This window comes from Oceanicola granulosus HTCC2516 (genome assembly GCF_000153305.1).
In the GTDB taxonomy this organism is placed as follows: domain Bacteria; phylum Pseudomonadota; class Alphaproteobacteria; order Rhodobacterales; family Rhodobacteraceae; genus Oceanicola; species Oceanicola granulosus.
The window spans coordinates 2,252,257-2,271,560 of sequence record NZ_CH724107.1; the positions used below are offsets into that span (position 1 = coordinate 2,252,257).

Sequence of the window (19,304 nt, forward strand, 5' to 3'; positions counted from 1 at the left end):
TCAGACGATGCCGGCGCGCAGGCAGTCGTGGATGTGGATCAGCCCGACGACGCGGCCGCTGCCGGGCGGATCGACCACGAACAGGCATGTGATCTGCTGCGCGTTCATCACTCGCACCGCCTCCTCCGCCAGCGCGCCGGGGCCGATGGTGCGCGGCTCCGGCGTCATCACGTCGCCGGCGCTGCGCTCGAGCAGCCCGTCCATGTGACGGCGCAGGTCGCCGTCGGTCACGATACCCGCCAGATGGCCATTCGCGCCGGTCACGCCAAGAACCCCGAAGCCCTTTTGCGAGATCGTCAGCAGCGCGTCGCTCATCGGCGTCGCCTGCCCCGCCAGCGGCAGCGCGTCGCCGCTGTGCATCAGGTCGGACACCTTCGACAGCCGCGCCCCGAGCCGGCCGCCCGGGTGGAAGTCGCGGAACATCTCGGGGGTGAAGCGGCGGTGCTCCATGAGCGCGACGGCGATGGCGTCGCCCAGCGCGAGCATCATCGTGGTCGAGGTGGTCGGCACGACCCCGGTGCCGCAGGCCTCGCGCGCCTCGGGCAGCACGAGCCGGACGTCGGCCTGCCGCATCAGCGTGCTCGCGGCTCGGGCGGCGACGCCGATCAGCGGGATGCCGAAGCGGCGGGTGTAGGCGATCAGGTCGGCGAGCTCGGTCGTCTCGCCGGAATTGGACAGGACCAGCACCACGTCGCCGCGCGTCAGCATCCCGAGGTCGCCGTGGCTGGCTTCGGCGGGATGGACGAACTGCGCCGGGGTGCCCGTCGAGGCCAGCGTCGCGGCGACCTTGCGCGCGATGTGGCCCGACTTGCCCATGCCGCTGACCACGACGCGTCCGCGCGCGGCGAGAACCAGCTCCAGCGCCTCCGCCAGCCCGGGCCCGAGGCTCTCGGCGAGGATCGACAGCGCCTCCGCCTCGGTCGCGACGACCCGCCGCGCGGCGGCGAGGAGGGCGTCGCGGTCGGCCATCAGTGCGAGAAGATGTCCTGGTCCGGCCAGCCCGCGAGATCGAGCTGGGCGCGCGTCGGCAGGAAGTCGAAGCAGGCCTGCGCGATCATCGTGCGGCCCTCGCGGGCGAGCATCTCGTCGAGCTTCTCGCGCAGGCGGTGGAGGTGGAGCACGTCGGAGGCGGCGTAGTCGAGCTGCGCGTCCGACAGGGTCTCCGCGCCCCAGTCGCTCTGCTGCTGGTGCTTGGAGACGTCGACGCCGACCAGATCCTGCAGCAGCACCTTGAGGCCGTGGCGGTCGGTGAAGGTGCGCACGAGCTTGGAGGCGATCTTGGTGCAGTAGACCGGCGCGGTGCGGGCGCCGAAGGCGTTCATCAGCGCGGCGATGTCGAAGCGGCCGAAGTGGAACAGCTTGAGCACGTCCGGGTTCTCGAGCATCGCGACGAGGTTGGGCGCGCTGGTCTGGCCCTTGGCGACCTGCACGAGGTGGGCATGCCCGTCGCCGCCCGACATCTGCACCACGCAGAGCCGGTCGCGGTGTGGGTTGAGCCCCATCGTCTCGCAATCGATGGCCACGACGGGGCCCAGATCGAGCCCGTCGGGGAGGTCGTTCTTGTAGAGGTGGTTGGCCATGCGCCCTCGCAGCAATCGTTCGCCCCGCCATAGACAAGCGGCGGGCAGCGCGCAACGATGGCGCGGCGCCGCACGGGGATCATGCCGATGACCGACGACAGCTCGCCCTGCCTTGCCCACCGCCTCGTCGACGGTCACCCCGTCGATCCCGAGACCGCCCGCGACGTCGCCCGCTTCCGCCGCGCCGAGCGGGCGCGCCTGATGGCGCTGCGCCGGGCGATGTCGGTGGCGGAACGGGCCGATGCGAGCGCCGCGCTGGTGGCGGGGCTGCGGCAGCTGGTGCCGCTCGAGCCGGGGCGGCGGGTGGCGCTCTACTGGCCAATCCGGGGCGAGCCGGACCTGCGGGCGTGGATGACCGACGCCGACGCGGCGGGGGTGGAGGTGCTGCTGCCGGTGGTGGTGGAGAAGGGTGCGCCCTTGATATTTCGCCGCTGGAACATGGGCTGCGATATGGTGCGCGGCATCTGGAACATCCCCGTCCCCGCCGAGGACGCCGCGGTGCGGCAGCCGGAGATCGTGATCGCACCGCTGCTCGGAGCCGATGACGCGGGCTACCGGCTCGGCAACGGCGGCGGCTACTACGACCGCACCCTCGCCCGGCTCGATCCGATGCCGCGCCGGATCGGCGTCGGGTTTTCCGACGCGGTGCTGCCGACGATCTACCCGATGCCGTGGGACATCCCGATGGACGAGATCCTGCTCGCCGACGGCAGCCACCGCACCCGTCAGTAGACGAAGAAGATCACCGTCATCACCGCCCCCACCGCGACGATGCCCAGCCGCAGCAGGTCGGTCCGCCTGATCCGCCGCGCCTGGCTCGCGCCGACATAGCCGCCCACCGTCGTCGCCACGGCGAGGACGAGCGCGCTGTCCCAGGCGATCAGGCCGGCGACGGTGTAGGTGGCAACGGAGACGATGGAGAGGATGGCGGAGAGCAGGTTCTTCAGCCCGTTCATGCCGTGCAGGTTGGTGAAGCCGATCAGCCCCAGCATCGCCAGCAGCATGATCCCGAGTCCGCCGTTGAAGTAGCCGCCGTAGACCGACACCGCGAACACCGCCACCGCCGACACGACCGGCCCGGCCACGCCGCTGCCGCGCGTCTTCACCGCCGCGAGCAGGTGCGGCCCGGCGGCGAACAGCACCGTCGCGGCGAGCAGCAGCCACGGCACGATCCCGACGAACGCCTCCCCCGGCGTGACCAGCAGCAGCCCCGCCCCCGCCAGCCCGCCGATGGCGGCGATGGCGATGATGCTCGCGAGCTTCAGGCTCCCCTCGGCGGCGACCTCCGAGCGATAGGCCCAGGCGCTCCCGATGTAGCCGGGCAGCGCCGTCAGGGTCGCCGTGGCGTTGGCCATGATCGGCGGCACCCCGAGCCAGACCAGCGCCGGGAAGCTGAGAAACGTCCCGCCGCCCGCGACGGCGTTGAGCCCCCCGGCGAGCAGCCCAGCGACGATGAGGACGACGTAGGTCAGCATGGGTGTCTCCTGTTGCTGCGCGCCAGTTGCCACCGAAGCGGCGGCAATGGCAAACGGCTTCCCGCCGCGCCGGCACTAGGGCCTTGTCCTTAAGGAAGCGGGCCAATAGATACGGGCCGCTTGCCGGGCGACCTCGCCGGGCCGCAATGGCTGGCTGCCGGTACCGCCAGCCGGAGGGGACAAGACATGCTCGATCAACCGCTCGGCCTGCGCGACCTCGCGCGCCACTACGACCTCGCGCCGTCCGTCGAGACCGCCGAGGCGCTGGGAGGCATCTACCAGCGCATGAGCCGCGTGGTGACGCCGATGGACTGGGCGATCCACGCCCCCTACGTCGCCGCGATCAACCAGCTCAAGAAAGAGCGCAATGCCGTCATCCTCGCGCACAATTACATGACGCCGCAGATCTACCTCGGCATCGCCGACTTCGTGGGCGACAGCCTGCAGCTCGCCGTGAAGGCGACCGAGGTCGAGGCCGACGTGATCGTGCAGTGCGGCGTGCACTTCATGGCCGAGACCTCGAAGATCCTGAACCCGGCCAAGACGGTGCTGATCCCCGACATGGACGCCGGCTGCTCGCTCGCCGAGAGCATCACGCCGGCAGGCGTCGCCGAGATGCGCCGCCGCTACCCCGGCGCGCCGGTGGTGACCTACGTCAACACCTCCGCCGACGTGAAGGCGGTCTCCGACATCTGCTGCACCTCCTCGAACGCCGCCCAGATCGTCGCCGCGCTCGAGGCGGACACGGTGATCATGACCCCCGACCAGTACCTGGCGCAGAACGTCGCCAAGCAGGTGCCGCACAAGCGCATCGTCTGGTGGGAAGGATCGTGCATCGTGCACGAGCAATACACCGCCCAGGATCTGCGCGAGTTCCGCGAGTGGAACCCGGGCACCCGGATCATCGCCCATCCCGAATGCCCGCCCGACGTGGTGGCCGAGGCCGACTTCTCGGGCTCCACCAAAGGCATCATCGACTACGTCCACGCCGAGAAGCCCGAGAAGGCGATGCTGGTGACGGAGTGCTCGATGGCCTCCAACATCGCCGGCGAGCTGCCGACGGTCGATTTCGTCGGGCCCTGCAACATGTGCCCCTACATGAAGAAGATCACCCTCGAGAAGGTGCTCCACTCGCTGCACAACATGACCGGCGCGGTCGAGGTCGATCCCGCCATCGCCGCCGACGCGCGGGTCGCGGTGCAGCGGATGATCGACATGTCGCGCCGCCTGGCGGCCTGACGCCGTTGCAACAGGTCCGCACGTCCCGGGTCATCATCGTCGGCGCCGGGCTCGGCGCGCTCTACGCCGCGCTCGCGCTGGCGCCGCGCCCGGTGCTGCTGATCTCCCCCGACCGGCTCGGCGAGGGCGCGTCGAGCGCCTGGGCGCAAGGCGGCGTGGCCGCGGCGATGGCCGAGGCCGACAGCGCCGAGGCCCACGCGGCCGACACCCTGCGCGCCGGGGCGGGCACCGTCGACCCGGCCGTCGCCGCCTCCGTCACCGCCGAGGCGCGGGCGCATATCCTCGACCTCACCGGCCTCGGCGCCCCCTTCGACCGCGCCGCCGACGGCAGCTACGTGCTGTCGCGCGAGGCGGCGCACAGCTTCGCCCGCGTGGTGCGCGTCAGCGGCGACAGGGCCGGCGCGGAGATCATGCGGGCGCTCATCGCGCGGGTGCGCGAGACGCCCTCGATCCAGGTGCTCGAGGGGCTGATGGCGAGCGGTCTGACGATCGCCGAGGGCCGCGTCGCCGGGATCGAGTGCACCCGCTCCGGCCCCGGCGGCTCGGCCCCCCTGCGCCTCACCGGCACCGCCTACCTGCTCGCCGGGGGCGGCTCGGGCGGGTTGTTCGCGCTGACGACGAACCCCGCGCGCATCTGCGGCCAGGTGATCGGCCTCGCCGCCCGCGCCGGGGCGGTCGTCGCCGATGCGGAGTTCGTCCAGTTCCACCCGACCGCGATCGACGTCGGCCTCGACCCGGCGCCGCTGGCGACGGAGGCGCTGCGCGGTGAGGGGGCGCTGCTGGTGAACCGGCTCGGCGCGCGCTTCATGGACGGCGTCCACCCAGACCGCGAGCTGGCCCCGCGCGACATCGTCGCCCGCGCCGTCTACGCCCAGAGCCAGGCCGGCCTGCGCCCGATGCTCGACGCCCGGCCCCTGGGCCCCCGGCTCGGGCGCGACTTCCCCGTCGTCGCCGGCGCCTGCCACGCCGCCGGGATCGACCCGGAGGTCACGCCCATCCCCGTCGCCGCCGCCGCGCACTACCACATGGGCGGCGTCGAGACCGACGCGGCGGGGCGCACCTCGCTGCCCGGCCTCTGGGCCTGCGGCGAGGTCACCTCGACCGGCCTGCACGGCGCCAACCGCCTCGCCTCCAACGGTCTGCTCGAGGCGCTCGTCTACGCCCGCCGCGCCGCCGCCGACATCGCCGCCGCCTGCGGCCCGGCCACCGCCGCCGATCCCGTCAGCCTGCCCGACCTCGCCCCCGGCGAGCCGCTCGCGCCGGCTCTGCTCGCCCGGCTGCGCGCCGCGATGACCGCCGGCGTCGGGGTGATCCGCACCCGCGACGGCCTCGTGAGCGCGCTGGCGGAGATCGCCGCGGTCGAGGCCGCCCGGCCCGACCACCCGCACCTCGCCAACATGACCGCCACCGCCACCCTGATCGCCGCCGCCGCCCTCGCCCGCGAGGAGAGCCGCGGCGCCCACTTCCGCGCCGACTGCCCCGAGCCGGCCGCCGCGGCGCGCCGCAGCCGACTGCGCCTGTCCGACGCGCTCGCCCTGCGCGCCAGCCAAGACCCGGAGCCCGCCCGATGAGCCACCCAAGCCACCCGCCGCTGCCCGACGTGATCCTCGAGCCGCTCGTGCGCCACGCGCTGATGGAAGACCTCGGCAGCCACGGCGACCTGACCACCCGCACCGTGATCCCCCCGGGCACCCGCTACGGCGCCAGCCTGCGCGCCCGCGAGGCCGGCACGGTCTCGGGGATGCAGATCGCCCGCCTCGCCTTCCGCCTCGTCGACCCGGCGCTCGACGTGCAGGTCCACCGCCCCGACGGCACCACGGTCTCGCCGGGCGACGTGCTGATGGAGATCGCCGGCGACGCCGCCGCGATCCTTTCCGCCGAGCGCGTCGCCCTCAACTTCGCCGGCCGCCTGTCGGGAATTGCCACACTCACCGCCGCCTTCGTCGCCGAAACCGCCGGCACCCGCGCCCGCATCACCTGCACCCGCAAGACGACGCCGGGCCTGCGCCTCGTCGAGAAGCAGGCGGTCCTGCACGGCGGCGGCCACAACCACCGCTTCTCGCTCTCCGACGCGATCCTCATCAAGGACAACCACATCGCCGCCGCCGGCGGCATCCCCGCCGTTCTCGCCGCGGTCCGCACGCAAGCCTCGCACATGGTGCGCGTCGAGATCGAAGTCGACCGGCTCGACCAGCTCGAGGAGGTGCTCGCCGAGGGCGGCGCCGACGTGGTGCTGCTCGACAACATGGACAGCGCCACCCTCGCCGAGGCCGTCGCGCTCAACGCCGGGCGGCTCGTGCTCGAAGCGTCGGGCAACATGGCCCTGCCCCGCGTCGCCGAGGTCGCCGCCACCGGGGTCGACTACATCTCCGTCGGCGCCCTCACCCACTCCGCGACCGTCCTCGACCTCGGCCTCGACTTCTAGCGCCGCCCCTCAGGTCTCTGTTCGAGAAATATCCCGGGGGGTGCGGGGGGCTGGCCCCCCGCCGGGTCGACGCGCCGCAAGGCGCGGCGAAACGAAAAGCCTAGCGCCAGTTCGCGAAGCCGAAGGTCATGTAGTCGCGCTGGTAGACGTCGCGCACCATCGCCTCGATCTCGCCGTCGTAGATGCTCGCCAGCCGCGCCGCCTCGCGGTCGCTGTCGCCCGGCTCCGGCGCCTCGCGGCCGATCTGGGCGGCGAGCTGGGCGAGGCCGGGGGCGAGGCTGTCCTCGCGCAGGATCATGTCGGGCAGGGCGAAGCCGGCCATGCCCTGCAGGATCTCGGCCTGGCTGGCCCAGTGCGCGTCGACGCGCACCGAGGTCTGGCCGCCGAGGTTGGCCTTCAGGAACGTCAGGAAGCCGGTGAACGCCGCGCGGTGGGCGGCGGCATCGTAGTCCGGGCCGGGGTTCTGGCCGGGGAGCGGCACCTTGAAGACCTGCCGCAGGGTCTTGCGGATCTCGGGGAAGCCCTTCGGCCCGGCGGGCAGGATGCGCGCGCAGAAGGCGGCGTGGGCGCGGGCGACGGGGTGGCGCAGGACCGTGAAAGTCCGGTGGCCCGGGTGCGCGCGCTTCCACTGGCGCAGGCTCTTCTGGGTGAAGCCGCCGCGCAGGGCCTGCGGCTCGGCCCCGTCGAGCGCGGCGAGCCAGTGCTTCACCGCCCGCTCGGGGCCGCCCTTGATCGGCAGGAACAGCAGCGGACTCTCGGGCGCGGCGGCGTAGCTCGGCACCGCGGCGCCGCGGCGGGGCTCGAAGTTCGGCGTGCGCGACAGGTCGAACCGGTCGAGCCGCGCGAGCGCGGCCTCCATCTCGTCGAAGTTCGTCACCTTCGCCGACAGCGGCTCCGGGTTCTGCTTCTTGAGCTTCCTGTCCAGCCCCTCGATCCGCGCCGGCACGCCGAGCCAGGCCGCCAGCCCGTTCATCACGTCGACATCCTGCAGGTCTTCGTAGGCGACGTAGAACGCCGTCTGCCCCGAGCGCTGCATCCGGTTGAGCAGCGTCACCTGGAAGCGCTGCAGCGCCTCGAGGTGCGTCTCGAACTCGGCGGCGTCGAAGGGGACCTTGCCGCTGCGGGCATGTTTCACGTTTGTCAGCTTCCACTGCCCCGTGGCCTGGGCGATCTTCCAGCTGACGTAGCTTTCCACGGGGTTCCGGATCAGCACGATCTTGGCGCAGCGCGGATCGGCGAGCACCATGTCAAGCGCGCGCGGGTCGTGGTCGTTGAAGAAGCGGAAGCCGTTCAGCCCCTTGGCGTCGCGGATCGCGGCGAGCAGGCGGGCCGGGTCGGCCTCGCGCTCGGCCTGGGTGATGCCGAGGATCTCGTCGCGGTTGGGGTAGCCGATGAAGTGCGGGTTGAACGCCTCGCCGTGGCAGGCGACGCCATCGAAGGCATTGAGGTTGGCTTCGAGGAAATTCGAGCCGGTGCGCATTTCTGCGAACACCACGAAGCTGTCGAAATCGGGCATGTTCACCTGACCAGGTAGGGCTTGCGGAGGGGCTTGTCCTCGCGGGCGGGCGCGCCGTCGACGGGGAAATCGCCCATGAGGTAGGGGTGCATCCCCTGGTTCTTGAGGTTCTGCAGGAACTGGCCGAAGCCGGTGAGGTCGACCATCTTCGGCGCCTCGGTCAGCCGCTTGAGGCGGCGCGCGCCGGCGATCTCGTCGATGATCGCCTGCAGCCCCTCCATCGGCGCTTCGAGGAACTCGGCCATCGTCCAGATCCGGATCCGCGCCTTGGCGTGGGGCGAGCGGAGGTGCTTCAGGTGCTCGCTTTCGATCTTCTGCAGCCGCGCGGCCTCGGTCCTCAGCGCGCCGAAGTCGCCCCCCGCCTGGAACAGCGGCACCGCCCAGGCGCCGCTGATGACGCTGATCTGGGCGTTGGCGTCCCTGGCGAGGTTCCAGCTGATCATCTGGCTGTCGCGCGGGCCGAATTGGAACATCTGCCGCTCGCCGCGGGTGTTCCAGATCAGGCTCGTGAGAAAGCGGTCGGCGTTGTAGTCGCGGATCGCCGGGTGGCTCGAGAGCGCTCCGGCGTAGGTGGGCTGGCGGCCGACGAACTCGGCGCCCTCGGGGCCGAACAGGTGGCCGTGGACGCGCCCGCCGGTGAGCCGCGCCAGCCAGCCCTCGAAGCCGACGAACAGCTCCTCGAAGCCCTCGAACACCGAGTAGGGCGCGGAGGTGAAGCCGTTGCCCCAGCCGTCGTGGGGGTGGCGCGATTGCATGTACAGGCCGGGGCGGCCGCGGGTGCGGCGTTCGACGGCCTTGGCGAAGATGCGGTCGATCTTGCCGGGGTTCGGCTCGGCCCCCTTCATCGCCTGCTCGGACGGATCGAGGAAGGCGGCATAGAGCCGGTCGGCGTGGGGCCAGATCTTGCGGGCGACGAAGCAGTCGGAGCGGCGCAGCAGCTGCAGGTGGTCGTCGTAGAAGATGTGCGGCTTGCCCTGGAAGTCGAACTTGGAGAGCGTCAGCGAGCGGCTCTCGATGCGGGTGGAGTGATGGCGCGCGAGGGTCTGGAAGTAGCTCTCGTCGGGGATCCAGACGCGGCGGAAGTAGGCGTCGTGCTCGGCGCGGTTCGGGTCGGTCAGGATCGCCTCGAGCGTGCGGCGCGTCAGGCACCACCATTGCGAGCCCATGTGCGGCACGATCCCCTCCGGGATCTTGCGCTTGAGCCGCAGCCGGCGCTGGATCTCGACCCAGCGGTCGAACAGGAACCGGTGCCGCCGCCACGAGAACGGGAAGCGCAGCACGAAGCGTTCGGCGTCGAGCCCGCCGACCGTCCAGGGCACGTCGGCGGTGGTGGCGCTCTCGATGAAGTCGGTCGCGCGCCGCGCGTCGAGATAGGCCGTCAGCTCGCGCACCGGGCGCAGCGGCAGGCAGGAGCCGGAGGCGAGGTAGACGTGGCCGAGGCCCGGGTGCCTCGCGAGCATCGTCTCGGCCGCCGACAGCGATGCCGCGACGATCCCCCAGGTGCCCCACTCGCAGCGGTGCCGCTTGCAGAAGTGGACGTCCGCGAGGTCGGACAGGGCGTCGACGAAACGGTCGTAGGTATCGCGCGCGACGTTGCGGTCGACATGGACGACGACGGGGCAGCCGCCGGCGTTCCAGTGCCGGATCACCTGCTCGGCGCGGTCGAGCGCGGTGTGGACCAGCATCAGGATGCCGACGCTCATGCCCAGTTGCCCTTGGACATCAGCCCGAGGATCTCGAGCTGGCGCCAGTTGATGTACTTCTCCGACCACTTGCACCAGAGGTCCGGGTTGTCGGTCAGGCCCTCGGCGTAGGCGCGGTATTCGCGGCTGGCAGCGTAGTGCTGGCCGCGCTCGATCTCCTCGCGGGCCTTGCTGCCGAAGGTGCTGAGGAACTTGGTGTGCAGCAGCAGCCCGCTCGCCTTTTCGCCGCCCCACTCGTCGTAGACCTGGTTGAGCCCGCGCGGCAGCAGCGTGTGGGTCGAGGAGACGTAGGCGTACTGGCGGTCCCACTTCACCAGCGGGATCTTGTTGAGGGCCGGCGCGCGCCAGGGCTCGTCGGCGAAGAAGGCGCGCATCCGCGGGCCGCCCTGGATCCAGAGGTTGCCGTAGCGGCTGTTGCGGTAGATCGAGTAGTTGCCCGCGTCGAACCAGCTGGCGATCTCGAGCGGGTCCTGGCCCGGCTCGTAGGGGACGTCGTTGATGCCGCCCTTTGGGTACATGTCGAGCAGCATCGCCGAGAACGAGCGGATCGAGGAGGCGTCGAGCCAGTCGGTCAGGGCGCGCACGGGCCGCGTGTCGCAGAACGGGTAGACGAAGAGCTCGTCGGGATCGACGGTGAGCGCCCAGTGGCCGTGGCCGTACTTCAGCAGCAGCCAGTTGAGCCAGTCGACGCCGAAGCGAGCGCGCTTATAGCTGGCACCGGTGGTCCAGAGCGAGACGTCGGGCTGGCTGGCGAGGTACTCGCGGCCGCCGTCGTCGCTGTCGTTGTCGACCATCAGGAAGTGGTCGACGCCGATCTCGCGGTAATAGCCGAGGAAGTGCGGCAGGCGCACGGCCTCGTTGCGGAAGGTGGAGAAGACGAGGATCGCGCCGGGGCGGATGGTATCGGTGCGGCGGGCGACGGGGCGCAGCTCGCGCCGCTTGCGGAACGCGCGGATGCGCCAGCGCTTGCGCTGCAACCTCAGCCGGTATGACTGCCAGGCGCCCAAAACTCGACCTCATCCGCGTGCCAGAGCGCGATGGCTCCGGGCCACGATATCACGTCACGCTTAACACGACCTTGAAATGATCGGCCCAGCTGGGCGGCGTGAAGGGGTCGCGGGGGCCCGGGCCGGGCGGCCCTGACGACAACTGCATTATTGTCTTTTCCCAGACATACGCATCGCCGACATCCAGGTAAATGCCATGCGGGCCGAGCACTTCGCGGCAGATGGCAAGATCGCCACAAACCACCGGCGTCCGCCGCGCCGCCGCCTCGACGAGCGGCAGGCCGAACCCTTCGGCGCGCGAGGGGAACAGCAGCGCCCGCGCGCCCGTCAGCAGAGCGGCGATGGCGGCGTCGGAGAGGCCGGGGCGCTCCTCGACGCCGTCGATGCCCCGGTCGAGCCGGGCGAAGGTGTCCTCGTTGCGCCAGCCGCGCGCGCCGCAAAGCAGCAGCCGGGGGCGCGGGCTCGGCAGGCGCTCCCAGACGTCGAGCAGCAGGGCGATGTTCTTGCGCGGCTCGATGGTGCCCAGCGCGACGAAGTAGGGCTCGTCGGGGCGCGGCGTGGTGGCCTCGGGCTCGGCGAGGTCGGTGCCCAGCGGCATCGCGGTGATCGGCGGCGGGGCGGCAACGTGGCGGCGGATGTCGGCGACGACGGACTGCGAGCTGGTCAGGAGCCGGTCCGCCCTCCCGGCCCGCCGCAGGAAGCCGGCGAAGCGCTCGGGCGCGCCATCGCGCTGCCACTCGGGGTGATCGAGCGGGATCGTATCGTGGACGAAGACGCTCACCCGCGCGCCGGGCAGCGCCCGGACCGCCGTGAGCACCCGGTCGGTGAGGTTGGTATGGCCGAGGTTGAGGTAAGCGGTGCCGCCCGGCAGCCGCCGCGCCAACATGCGCGCCAGCCCGCGCCGGCTGCAGCGCGCGATGGCGAGACGCCGGGTACGGGCCTCGGCGGCGCGCTGCGCGGGGGTCAGCCGCCGCGCGAGGCGGGAGAGGCCGGCGGGCCGGCCCCAATCGCCGCTGTCGACGTGACGGAGGAACGCCGCCGCGCCGGCGCGGTCGAGCAGAAGGTAGCCGAAGGTGCTGCGGGCGAGGGCGAAGAGCGGCTCGCCGCGCCCGATCAGCTCGGCGAGGTAGGCCCGCTCGACCCGGTCGACGCCCGTCAGTACCCGCCCCGCCCGGGACATCAGCCGCGTCACGTCGAGCAGACGCGCGGCGGGCCTATGCGCTGTAGTGGCCAGAGGTATTCTGATGCCAGCGCCAGGCGTCGGCGATCATCGTCTCGAGGGTGGAGCGGGTCGGCCGCCAGCCCAGCTCCGTCATCGCGCGCTGGCTGCCCGAGACCAGGGCCGTGGCGTCGCCCGGACGCCGCGCGCCCTCGAGGATCGGCACCTCGCGGTTGGTCACGCTGCCCGACTTGTCGACCACCTCGCGCACCGAGAAGCCGGTGCCCGTCCCGAGGTTGAACACCCGGCTGCCGCGCCCGTCCTCGAGCCACTTCACGCCAAGCACGTGGGCGTCGACGAGGTCCATCACGTGGACGTAGTCGCGGATGCAGGTGCCGTCGGGGGTGTCGTAGTCGGTGCCGAAGATGGTCAGCGCGTCGCGCTTGCCGTCGATGGCATCGAGCATGAGCGGCACGAGGTGGGTCTCGGGCTGGTGGAACTCGCCGATCTCGCCCTCGGGGTCGGCGCCGGCGACGTTGAAGTAGCGGAAGATCACCGAGCGCAGCCCGTGGCTGGCGCCGAAGTTGTCGAGCATGTCCTCGATGGCGCGCTTGGAGGCGGCGTAGGAGTTGAGCGGCTGCTGGGCGCTGTCCTCGTCGAGCACGACCCCGTCCTGCTCGCCGTAGGTGGCGCAGGTGGACGAGAAGACGACGTCGAGGCAGCCGGCGTGGATCGCCGCCTCGAACAGGCTGAGCGAGCCGCAGACGTTGTTGCGCCAGTACTTGCCCGGCTCGGTCATGCTCTCGCCGACCTGGCTGAGGGCGGCGAAGTGCATCACGGCGGCGGGGCGGTAGGCGGCGAACACCTGGTCGAGCCGGTCGCGGTCGAGCAGGTCGCCCTGCTCGAAGGGGCCGAACTTCACCGAGTCGCGCCAGCCGGTGTCGAGGTTGTCGTAGGTGACGGGCGTGTAGCCCGCCGCCGCGAGCACCTTGCAGGCGTGCGAGCCGATGTAGCCCGCACCGCCCGTGACGAGGATCGTGGTCATCGCCGGTCCTTACTGGGCGGCGGCGCGCGTCGAGGACAGCTCGTCGAGGTACTGGCTCAGCTCGTCGCGCAGGTCGGGACGGGCGAGGCCGAAGGCGACGGTGGCCTGCAGGAAGCCGGCCTTGCTGCCGCAGTCGAAGCGCTCGCCCTGGAAGCGGTAGCCGTAGACGTCGCGCGCGGAGTTGATCTCCATCGCGATGGCGTCGGTGAGCTGGATCTCCCCGCCCGCGCCCCGGTCGACCTCGTTGAGGTTCTTCATGATCTGCGGCGTCAGGATGTAGCGGCCGATCACCGCGAGGTTGGACGGCGCGTCCTCGGCCTTCGGCTTCTCGACCATGCCCTTGACCGACACGAGCGAGCCCATGTCGTCCTTGCAGTCGAGGATGCCGTAGGACGACGTCTTCTCGCGCGGCACTTCCATCGCGGCGACCATGCAGCCGCCGGTCTCCTCGTGCGCCTCGACCATCTGCTGCAGGCAGGGCTTGTCGGCGGCGATGACGTCGTCGGGCAGGATCACCGCGAAGGGCTCGTCGCCCACCAGCCGGCGCGCGCACCAGACGGCGTGGCCGAGGCCGAGCGCCTGGTGCTGGCGGATGTAGGCGATCTGGCCGCTTTCCATGTTGGTCGATTGCAGGACCTCGTAGAGGTCGTCCTTGCCCTTCTCCTTGAGCGCGGTCTCGAGCTCGGGGGCGCAGTCGAAGTAGTCCTCGAGCGCGGACTTGCCGCGCGAGGTGACGAAGATGAACTCGCTGATGCCCGCCGCGCGGGCTTCGTCGATGGCGTACTGGATCAGCGGACGGTCGACGAGGGTCATGATCTCCTTGGGCAGGGCCTTCGTCGCCGGCAGGAACCGGGTTCCGAGGCCCGCGACCGGGAAGACCGCCTTCGTGACACGCTGAGACATACTGAGGATCCTTTATCTGCGGCTCCCACAACACGGGAGCGCGGCTTTTGTTCAATTTAGAAATACTTCAACGAAATGGCCAGCCATCCGGGTCCATTCCCGCGATGCTTGCCACGAAAGTTCAGCGCCTGTCCATTGGCGCGCCGCGCACCGGCGCGACCCGGGCCGTCTCCTGTCCGATTCGGTCGCGGAAGCGCCAGCCGCGGACGCGGGGCTCGTCCGGCCCGGCGGGGCCGAAGAGGCCGCCGCGCTGCACCCAGTAGCCGGCGCCGTCGAAGCGGGCGCGGTGCGGGCGCGCGGTGGGCGACAGCAGCACCACCGTCACCGTCGCACCGCGCTCGACGAGCCGGCGCGCCGCCTCCAGCCGGCCGGCCGCCTGCCAGGCCCGGCCGCCGATCACCACGTGGCCGCTCCGCGCGACGCGGGGGCGGAAGGGCAGGAACGGCGCGCTGGGCGGGCCGATCGCCGCGGTCTCGGAATGGGCGCGCTCGTGGCCCTCGCTCCAGCCCGCGTCGAAGGTCTTGAGCGTGCGCCGCACGTCGCGCGGCTCGATGCGCCCGGCGACCATGTGCGCCACCAGCGCGCGCCAGCGCCGCTGCCGTTCGGCCCGGGCCGGGGTCGAGATATCGGGGTGGCTGCTGTGCTTGCGCAGGAACACCGCGAGGCTCGCGCCGACGTCGTGCAGGTCGGTCGCCACCCGGTCGTCGCGCCGGCGCGGGCTGGGGGCGACGCCGTGGTGGACCTGCGCCAGCGGCACCACCGCCGTGGCGTGGCCGGCATCGGAGAGGCGCAGGTTCACGTCGGCTTCCTCGAGGTAGAAGCGGTAGGCCGCGTCGAACCCGCCGAGCCCCGCCAGCACGTCGCGGCGGAAGGCCATGTTGGTGCCCTCCGTCTTGACGGCCTCGCCGGAGCCGAGCTGCAGCACCTTCGTCCGCAGCCCCTCCATCGGCAGGGCGTATTCCCGCGCCCGCTCGGTGACGGCGCGGATGCGGTGCTGGAAGGCGACGCCGCTCGGGCCGATCACGTAGCCCGTGGCCGCCGCGACGCGCGGATCGGCGAAGCCCGTGACGAGGTGGCGCAGCCAGAGCGGCTCGGGCACCGCGTCGTCGTCGATGTAGGCGACGATCTCGCCCGCCGCGGCGGCCAGCCCGGCATTGCGCGCCGCCGAGATGTTGGGCTCGTCGAAGGCGACGCTCTTCACCCGGCCGAAGAAGTCGGGCAGCGTGTCGACCACCCGCAGCCCGCGCCGGTCGGCGACGACGACGATCTCGAACGAGGGGTAGTCGAGCTGGCCCAGCCCCTTGAGGCAGAGCGCGAGACGGTCCGGGCGGTTCCGGCTGACGACGATGACGCTGACCGCCGGAGCGGTCACGCGAGGCCGGCCTCGGTGAGCATCGCCTCGATGCGGGGGACGTCCTCGGGGTTGTTCAGCTCCCAGAACGGCCGGCCCCGCGCCTCGACCTCGACGCAGGTGAGGTGGATGCCGCGCTCGAGGAAGCGCAGCTGCTCGAGCCCCTCGAGCCGCTCCAGCGGCCCCGGCTCCCAGCGCGGGTAGGCGGCGAGGGCGGAGGGGCGGTAGGCGTAGACGCCGACATGGTGGAACACCGGCGTCGGCTCGGCGGCCCCGTAGTCGCGGCTGGTGTAGGGGATCACTTCCTTGGAGAAGTAGAGCGCGTTGCGGTCGATCCCGAACACCGCCGTCGTGCCGCCGACGCGGCCGGCGCGGCGGTCCTCGAGGAAGCCGTTCAGCGCCCGCCCGTCGCAGCGCAGTACCGGCGTCGCCACTTCGGCGACGGGATGGGCGGAGAGATCGGCCACGAGCGCCTCGACGAACCAGGGCGGGGTCAGCGGCGCGTCGCCCTGCAGGTTGACGACGATGTCGTAGCCGCCGCCCAGCGCGTCGAGCGCCTCGGCGCAGCGCTCGGTCCCGTTGCGGCAGCGGTCGGAGGTCATCACCACCTCGGCGCCGAAGCCGGTGGCGGCGTCGGCGATGCGCCCGTCGTCCGTCGCCACCACGACGCGAGCGTCGCCGCCCACCTCGAGCGCCGCCCGCCACGACCGCTCGATCAGCGTGCGGCTCTCGCCGGTGGCGCCGGTGAGCGGCACCAGCGGCTTGCCGGGGTAGCGCTGCGAGGGGTAGCGCGCGGGGATGACGATCAGGGTGGCCAAGGTCAGGCTTTCTGCAGCTCCACCCCGGGAGCGTAGGCGATGAAGAACGGATTGGCGAAGCCGTCCTTGCCGTAGCGCAGCGGCGTGTGGTCGTCGAAGCGCACCACTTCGCCGCCCGCGCCGGCGAGCACCGCATGGCCGGCGGCGGTGTCCCATTCCATCGTGCGGCCGATCCGGGGGTAGAGGTCGGCCTCGCCGGTGGCGACGAGGCAGAACTTCAGAGAGGAGCCCGCCGAGGTCATGTCGCGGACCGCGTACTTGCCGATGTAGTCGTCCGTCGCCTGGTCGCGGTGCGACTTGGAGGCGACGACCATCAGCGCGTCGTTGTCGGGCTCGGAGACGCGGATCGGTTGCGTGGTGCCCACGCTCTCCTTGTCGAGCGCGCCGCCCTCCTCGACCGAGACGCCGTCGGCGCCGGTGTAGAACAGCCGGCCCCTGGCGGGCGCGTAGACGACGCCGCGGGTCGGCACGCCGTCCTCGACGAGCGCGATGTTGACGGTGAAGTCGCCGCGCCGATCGATGAACTCCTTGGTCCCGTCGAGCGGGTCGACGATCAGGAAGGTCATCGCGGTGACGTCGTGGCTATCGGCCTGCTCCTCGGTGACGAGCGCCATGTCGGGGAACGCGGCGCGCAGCCCGGCGGAGATGTGGGCGTCGGCGGCCTCGTCGGCGGCGGTGACGGGGCTGTCGTCGCTCTTGGTCATCACCTCGAACTCGGGGCCGTCGTAGATCTCCATGATCTTGTCGCCGGCCTCGAGCGCGAGGCGGCGCATCACCACGGTCAGCTTGTCGTAGTCCATAGGTCACCTCTGCCGCAGGGGCCGCAGCCCTTCATTGAATTGAAATGTCGGCCCCCTTATGCTGACGGCTCAGGCGAGGGGCAAGCCGCTCCCCGCGCCCCAGGCAGGACCGTCGCGCATGTTCCAGATCCGCCAGCAGAGGAACCGTGCCCAATCCGCGCTGGGGATGCTCGAGCTGATCTACCACTCGATCGTGCACGAGATCCGCAAGGGCCACCGGCACGCGCTGCTCGGCCTGATCCAGAACATGCTGCAGACGATGATACTGGTGGCGACGTTCTACTTCATGTTCGCCATCCTCGGCCTGCGCGGCAACGCGGTGCGCGGCGATTTCCTGCTCTACGTGATGTCGGGGATCTTCCTGTTCATCTGCCACACCAAGTCGATGGGGGCGGTGCTCGGCTCGGAGGGGCCGACGTCGGCGATGATGAAGCACGCGCCGATGAACACGGTAATCGCCGTGACCGCAGGCGCGCTGTCGGCGCTCTACATCCAGACGATCTCGCTGATCGTGGTGCTGTTCATCTACCACGCCGTCGTCACGCCGCTCTACATCGACCAGCCGATCGCCGCCTACGGGATGATGCTGCTGGCGTGGTTCACCGGCTGCGCCGTCGGCATGGTGTTCCTCGCGATCAAGCCGTGGGCGCCGGGCTTCGCCGCCACGGCGAGCCAGATCTACGCCCGCGCCAACATGATCGCGAGCGGCAAGATGTTCCTCGCCAACACCCTGCCCGCCTACATGGTCGCGATGTTCGACTGGAACCCGCTGTTCCACATCATCGACCAGGCGCGCGGCTTCGTCTTCCTGCACTACAATCCGCACTTCTCCAACATCGCCTACCCCGTCATCGTCGGGATCGTGCTGCTGATGCTGGGGATGATCGGCGAGAGCTACACGCGCAAACATGCCTCAGCCAGCTGGAGTGCCGGCAAATGATCCGACTTCTTCTCCTCCTCGCCCTTCTCCTGCCCGCCGCCGCCTCGGCGCAGCCCCACATGCTTCCCGCGCTCTACGACGTGCTCGGCGTCGCGCCCGACGACACGCTCAACGTCCGCGCCGGGCCGGGGATGGGCCACGAGGTCATCGCCGAGCTGCCCCACGACGCCACCGGCATCGAGGTGATGCGGGGCGATGCCAACGGCAACTGGGGGCTCGTCAACGCCGACGAGCGCGCCGGGTGGGTGTCGTTCAACTTCCTCGCCCGCCAGCCCGGCGAGCCGAAGGTGCGCTCCTGCTTCGGCACGGAGCCGTTCTGGTCGCTCGCCACGGGCAACGGGCAGCTGACAATGGAGCATTTCGGCGAGGAGCTGTTCAGCGCGCCCGTCGATCCGTTCGTGGGCACCGTCTCCGGCCCCGGCCGGGCCGTCGCCGTGGACCTGCCCGAGTACGGCTTCGCCACCCTCGTCGTCACCCCCGGGAGCTGCAACGACGGCATGTCCGACCGCGAGTACGGCCTGTCGGCGCACGTGGTGACGGTGCTGTCGGGGATGGGGACGCAGTACTGGTCGGGCTGCTGCTCCGTCTCGGCCGACTAGGGGTCGACGACTCGCAGCGTCAGGTTGATCCGCCCGCCCTCCGGCAGCAGCGTCGAGCTGTTCGGCTTCACCCGATCGATCCCGTGGTAGACGAGCCGCGCCTCGCCGCCGATCACCACCACGTCGCCCGATTCCAGCCAGACGCTCTCGGTCTTGCCGCCGCGCGTGAGGTTGCCGATGCGGAACAGCGCGCTGTCGCCGAGCGAGACCGAGACGACGGGCTGGCCGAAGTCGCCCTCGTCGCGGTCCTGGTGCATCCCCATCCGCGCGCCCTCGCCGTAGAAGTTGACGAGGCAGCATTGCGGCGCGGCGGCCTCGGACGCGACGGCGCGCCACACCGCCAGCACGCTGTCGGGGATCGGCGGCCACGGGCGGCCCGAGGGGTGGGTCTCGCTGTAGCGGTAGCCGCGCCGGTCGGAGAGCCAGCCGTAGCGGCCGGCCGAGGTCATGCGCACCGACATCGGCTTGCCGTAGGGCGTCATCGGCGAGAACAGCGGCGCGGCGCGCACCACCGCGCGCAGGTCGTCCACCAGCGCCTCCTGCGCCGGCCGCCCGAGCATCCCGGCAAACACCTGCACGCCGCGCACCGTGAGGGTCGGCTCAACAGTCACCCGAAATCCTCGCCCGCCGAATACATTGCATTTTTGCCACGCCCTGCCCCTTCGCGCCCGTTGCAGCCGGATTTTGCGCTCCCTATATAGCCCGTTGACTGGCAGGGGCGACCTGCCCCGCCCCAGCTCACTG

The 19,304-nt window shown here is 71.3% G+C and carries 19 protein-coding genes; 6 read left to right on the forward strand and 13 right to left on the reverse strand.

All coding sequences use genetic code 11. The features are described from left to right. On the reverse strand, positions 1-969 hold the full coding sequence (locus OG2516_RS10885) for a KpsF/GutQ family sugar-phosphate isomerase (RefSeq protein ID WP_007255720.1): 969 nt from the start codon (positions 967-969) through the stop codon (positions 1-3). Then, positions 969-1,580, reverse strand: coding sequence for a ribonuclease D (locus OG2516_RS10890; protein ID WP_007255721.1), 612 nt, complete (start codon positions 1,578-1,580; stop codon positions 969-971). Before OG2516_RS10890 ends, OG2516_RS10885 begins: the two co-directional genes overlap by 1 nt. Before the next feature lie 87 nt (positions 1,581-1,667). Between OG2516_RS10890 and OG2516_RS10895 the strand changes: the two genes are divergently transcribed. Beyond that, positions 1,668-2,312, forward strand: coding sequence for a 5-formyltetrahydrofolate cyclo-ligase (locus OG2516_RS10895; protein WP_040615773.1), 645 nt, complete (start codon positions 1,668-1,670; stop codon positions 2,310-2,312). Here OG2516_RS10895 and OG2516_RS10900 read toward each other — a convergent pair. Then, complete coding sequence (locus OG2516_RS10900) at positions 2,306-3,055, reverse strand: sulfite exporter TauE/SafE family protein (protein ID WP_007255723.1); 750 nt, start codon at positions 3,053-3,055, stop codon at positions 2,306-2,308. The two genes, OG2516_RS10895 and OG2516_RS10900, sit on opposite strands and share 7 nt — an antisense overlap. Positions 3,056-3,241: 186 nt before the next feature. On the opposite strand from OG2516_RS10900, the gene nadA reads away from it, so the two are divergent. Genes nadA through nadC form a run of 3 tightly spaced genes read left to right on the forward strand, consistent with a single transcriptional unit; the run spans position 3,242 to position 6,719 of the window. Continuing rightward, complete coding sequence (gene nadA / locus OG2516_RS10905; protein WP_007255724.1) at positions 3,242-4,294, forward strand: quinolinate synthase NadA; 1,053 nt, start codon at positions 3,242-3,244, stop codon at positions 4,292-4,294. Between the two features lie 5 nt (positions 4,295-4,299). Then, positions 4,300-5,865: an L-aspartate oxidase gene (locus OG2516_RS10910; protein WP_007255725.1), complete on the forward strand. Its 1,566-nt coding sequence runs from the start codon at positions 4,300-4,302 to the stop codon at positions 5,863-5,865. Continuing rightward, positions 5,862-6,719 (forward strand): carboxylating nicotinate-nucleotide diphosphorylase, encoded by an 858-nt coding sequence (gene nadC, locus OG2516_RS10915; protein ID WP_007255726.1) that lies wholly within the window; start codon positions 5,862-5,864, stop codon positions 6,717-6,719. The genes OG2516_RS10910 and nadC overlap by 4 nt, the downstream gene beginning before the upstream one ends. Positions 6,720-6,819: 100 nt before the next feature. On the opposite strand, the gene OG2516_RS10920 is transcribed toward nadC, so the two are convergent. The 9 genes from OG2516_RS10920 to cysQ all read right to left on the reverse strand — a co-directional run bounded on the left by OG2516_RS10920 (position 6,820) and on the right by cysQ (position 17,021). After that, positions 6,820-8,235 carry a nodulation protein NodH gene (locus OG2516_RS10920; protein WP_040615774.1) on the reverse strand — a complete coding sequence of 472 codons (1,416 nt, stop codon included), beginning with the start codon at positions 8,233-8,235 and terminating at the stop codon, positions 6,820-6,822. A 2-nt stretch (positions 8,236-8,237) separates the two neighbouring features. After that, positions 8,238-9,938 (reverse strand): DUF5927 domain-containing protein, encoded by a 1,701-nt coding sequence (locus OG2516_RS10925; RefSeq protein ID WP_007255728.1) that lies wholly within the window; start codon positions 9,936-9,938, stop codon positions 8,238-8,240. After that, positions 9,935-10,945, reverse strand: a complete 1,011-nt coding sequence (locus OG2516_RS10930) for a glycosyltransferase family 2 protein (protein ID WP_040615135.1) — start codon at positions 10,943-10,945, stop codon at positions 9,935-9,937. The genes OG2516_RS10925 and OG2516_RS10930 overlap by 4 nt, the downstream gene beginning before the upstream one ends. Before the next feature lie 49 nt (positions 10,946-10,994). Beyond that, positions 10,995-12,125: a glycosyltransferase family 4 protein gene (locus OG2516_RS10935; RefSeq protein WP_007255730.1), complete on the reverse strand. Its 1,131-nt coding sequence runs from the start codon at positions 12,123-12,125 to the stop codon at positions 10,995-10,997. 34 nt (positions 12,126-12,159) lie between these two features. Next, positions 12,160-13,149 carry a UDP-glucose 4-epimerase GalE gene (gene galE, locus OG2516_RS10940; protein ID WP_007255731.1) on the reverse strand — a complete coding sequence of 330 codons (990 nt, stop codon included), beginning with the start codon at positions 13,147-13,149 and terminating at the stop codon, positions 12,160-12,162. Positions 13,150-13,158: 9 nt separating this feature from the next. Then, a complete protein-coding gene (gene galU, locus OG2516_RS10945; RefSeq protein WP_007255732.1) occupies positions 13,159-14,052 on the reverse strand; it encodes a UTP--glucose-1-phosphate uridylyltransferase GalU in 894 nt (297 codons plus the stop codon). A gap of 121 nt (positions 14,053-14,173) precedes the next feature. After that, positions 14,174-15,424, reverse strand: a complete 1,251-nt coding sequence (locus OG2516_RS10950; protein ID WP_007255733.1) for a glycosyltransferase family 2 protein — start codon at positions 15,422-15,424, stop codon at positions 14,174-14,176. Continuing rightward, complete coding sequence (locus tag OG2516_RS10955) at positions 15,421-16,221, reverse strand: 3-deoxy-manno-octulosonate cytidylyltransferase (RefSeq protein WP_007255734.1); 801 nt, start codon at positions 16,219-16,221, stop codon at positions 15,421-15,423. The genes OG2516_RS10950 and OG2516_RS10955 overlap by 4 nt, the downstream gene beginning before the upstream one ends. A gap of 2 nt (positions 16,222-16,223) precedes the next feature. Continuing rightward, complete coding sequence (gene cysQ / locus OG2516_RS10960; protein ID WP_007255735.1) at positions 16,224-17,021, reverse strand: 3'(2'),5'-bisphosphate nucleotidase CysQ; 798 nt, start codon at positions 17,019-17,021, stop codon at positions 16,224-16,226. Between the two features lie 118 nt (positions 17,022-17,139). Between cysQ and OG2516_RS10965 the strand changes: the two genes are divergently transcribed. Then, positions 17,140-17,961, forward strand: coding sequence for an ABC transporter permease (locus OG2516_RS10965; protein ID WP_007255736.1), 822 nt, complete (start codon positions 17,140-17,142; stop codon positions 17,959-17,961). After that, a complete protein-coding gene (locus OG2516_RS10970; protein WP_007255737.1) occupies positions 17,958-18,560 on the forward strand; it encodes a hypothetical protein in 603 nt (200 codons plus the stop codon). The genes OG2516_RS10965 and OG2516_RS10970 overlap by 4 nt, the downstream gene beginning before the upstream one ends. Here OG2516_RS10970 and OG2516_RS10975 read toward each other — a convergent pair. Beyond that, complete coding sequence (locus OG2516_RS10975; RefSeq protein WP_007255738.1) at positions 18,557-19,147, reverse strand: alpha-ketoglutarate-dependent dioxygenase AlkB family protein; 591 nt, start codon at positions 19,145-19,147, stop codon at positions 18,557-18,559. The two genes, OG2516_RS10970 and OG2516_RS10975, sit on opposite strands and share 4 nt — an antisense overlap. Positions 19,148-19,304: the final 157 nt, after the last annotated feature.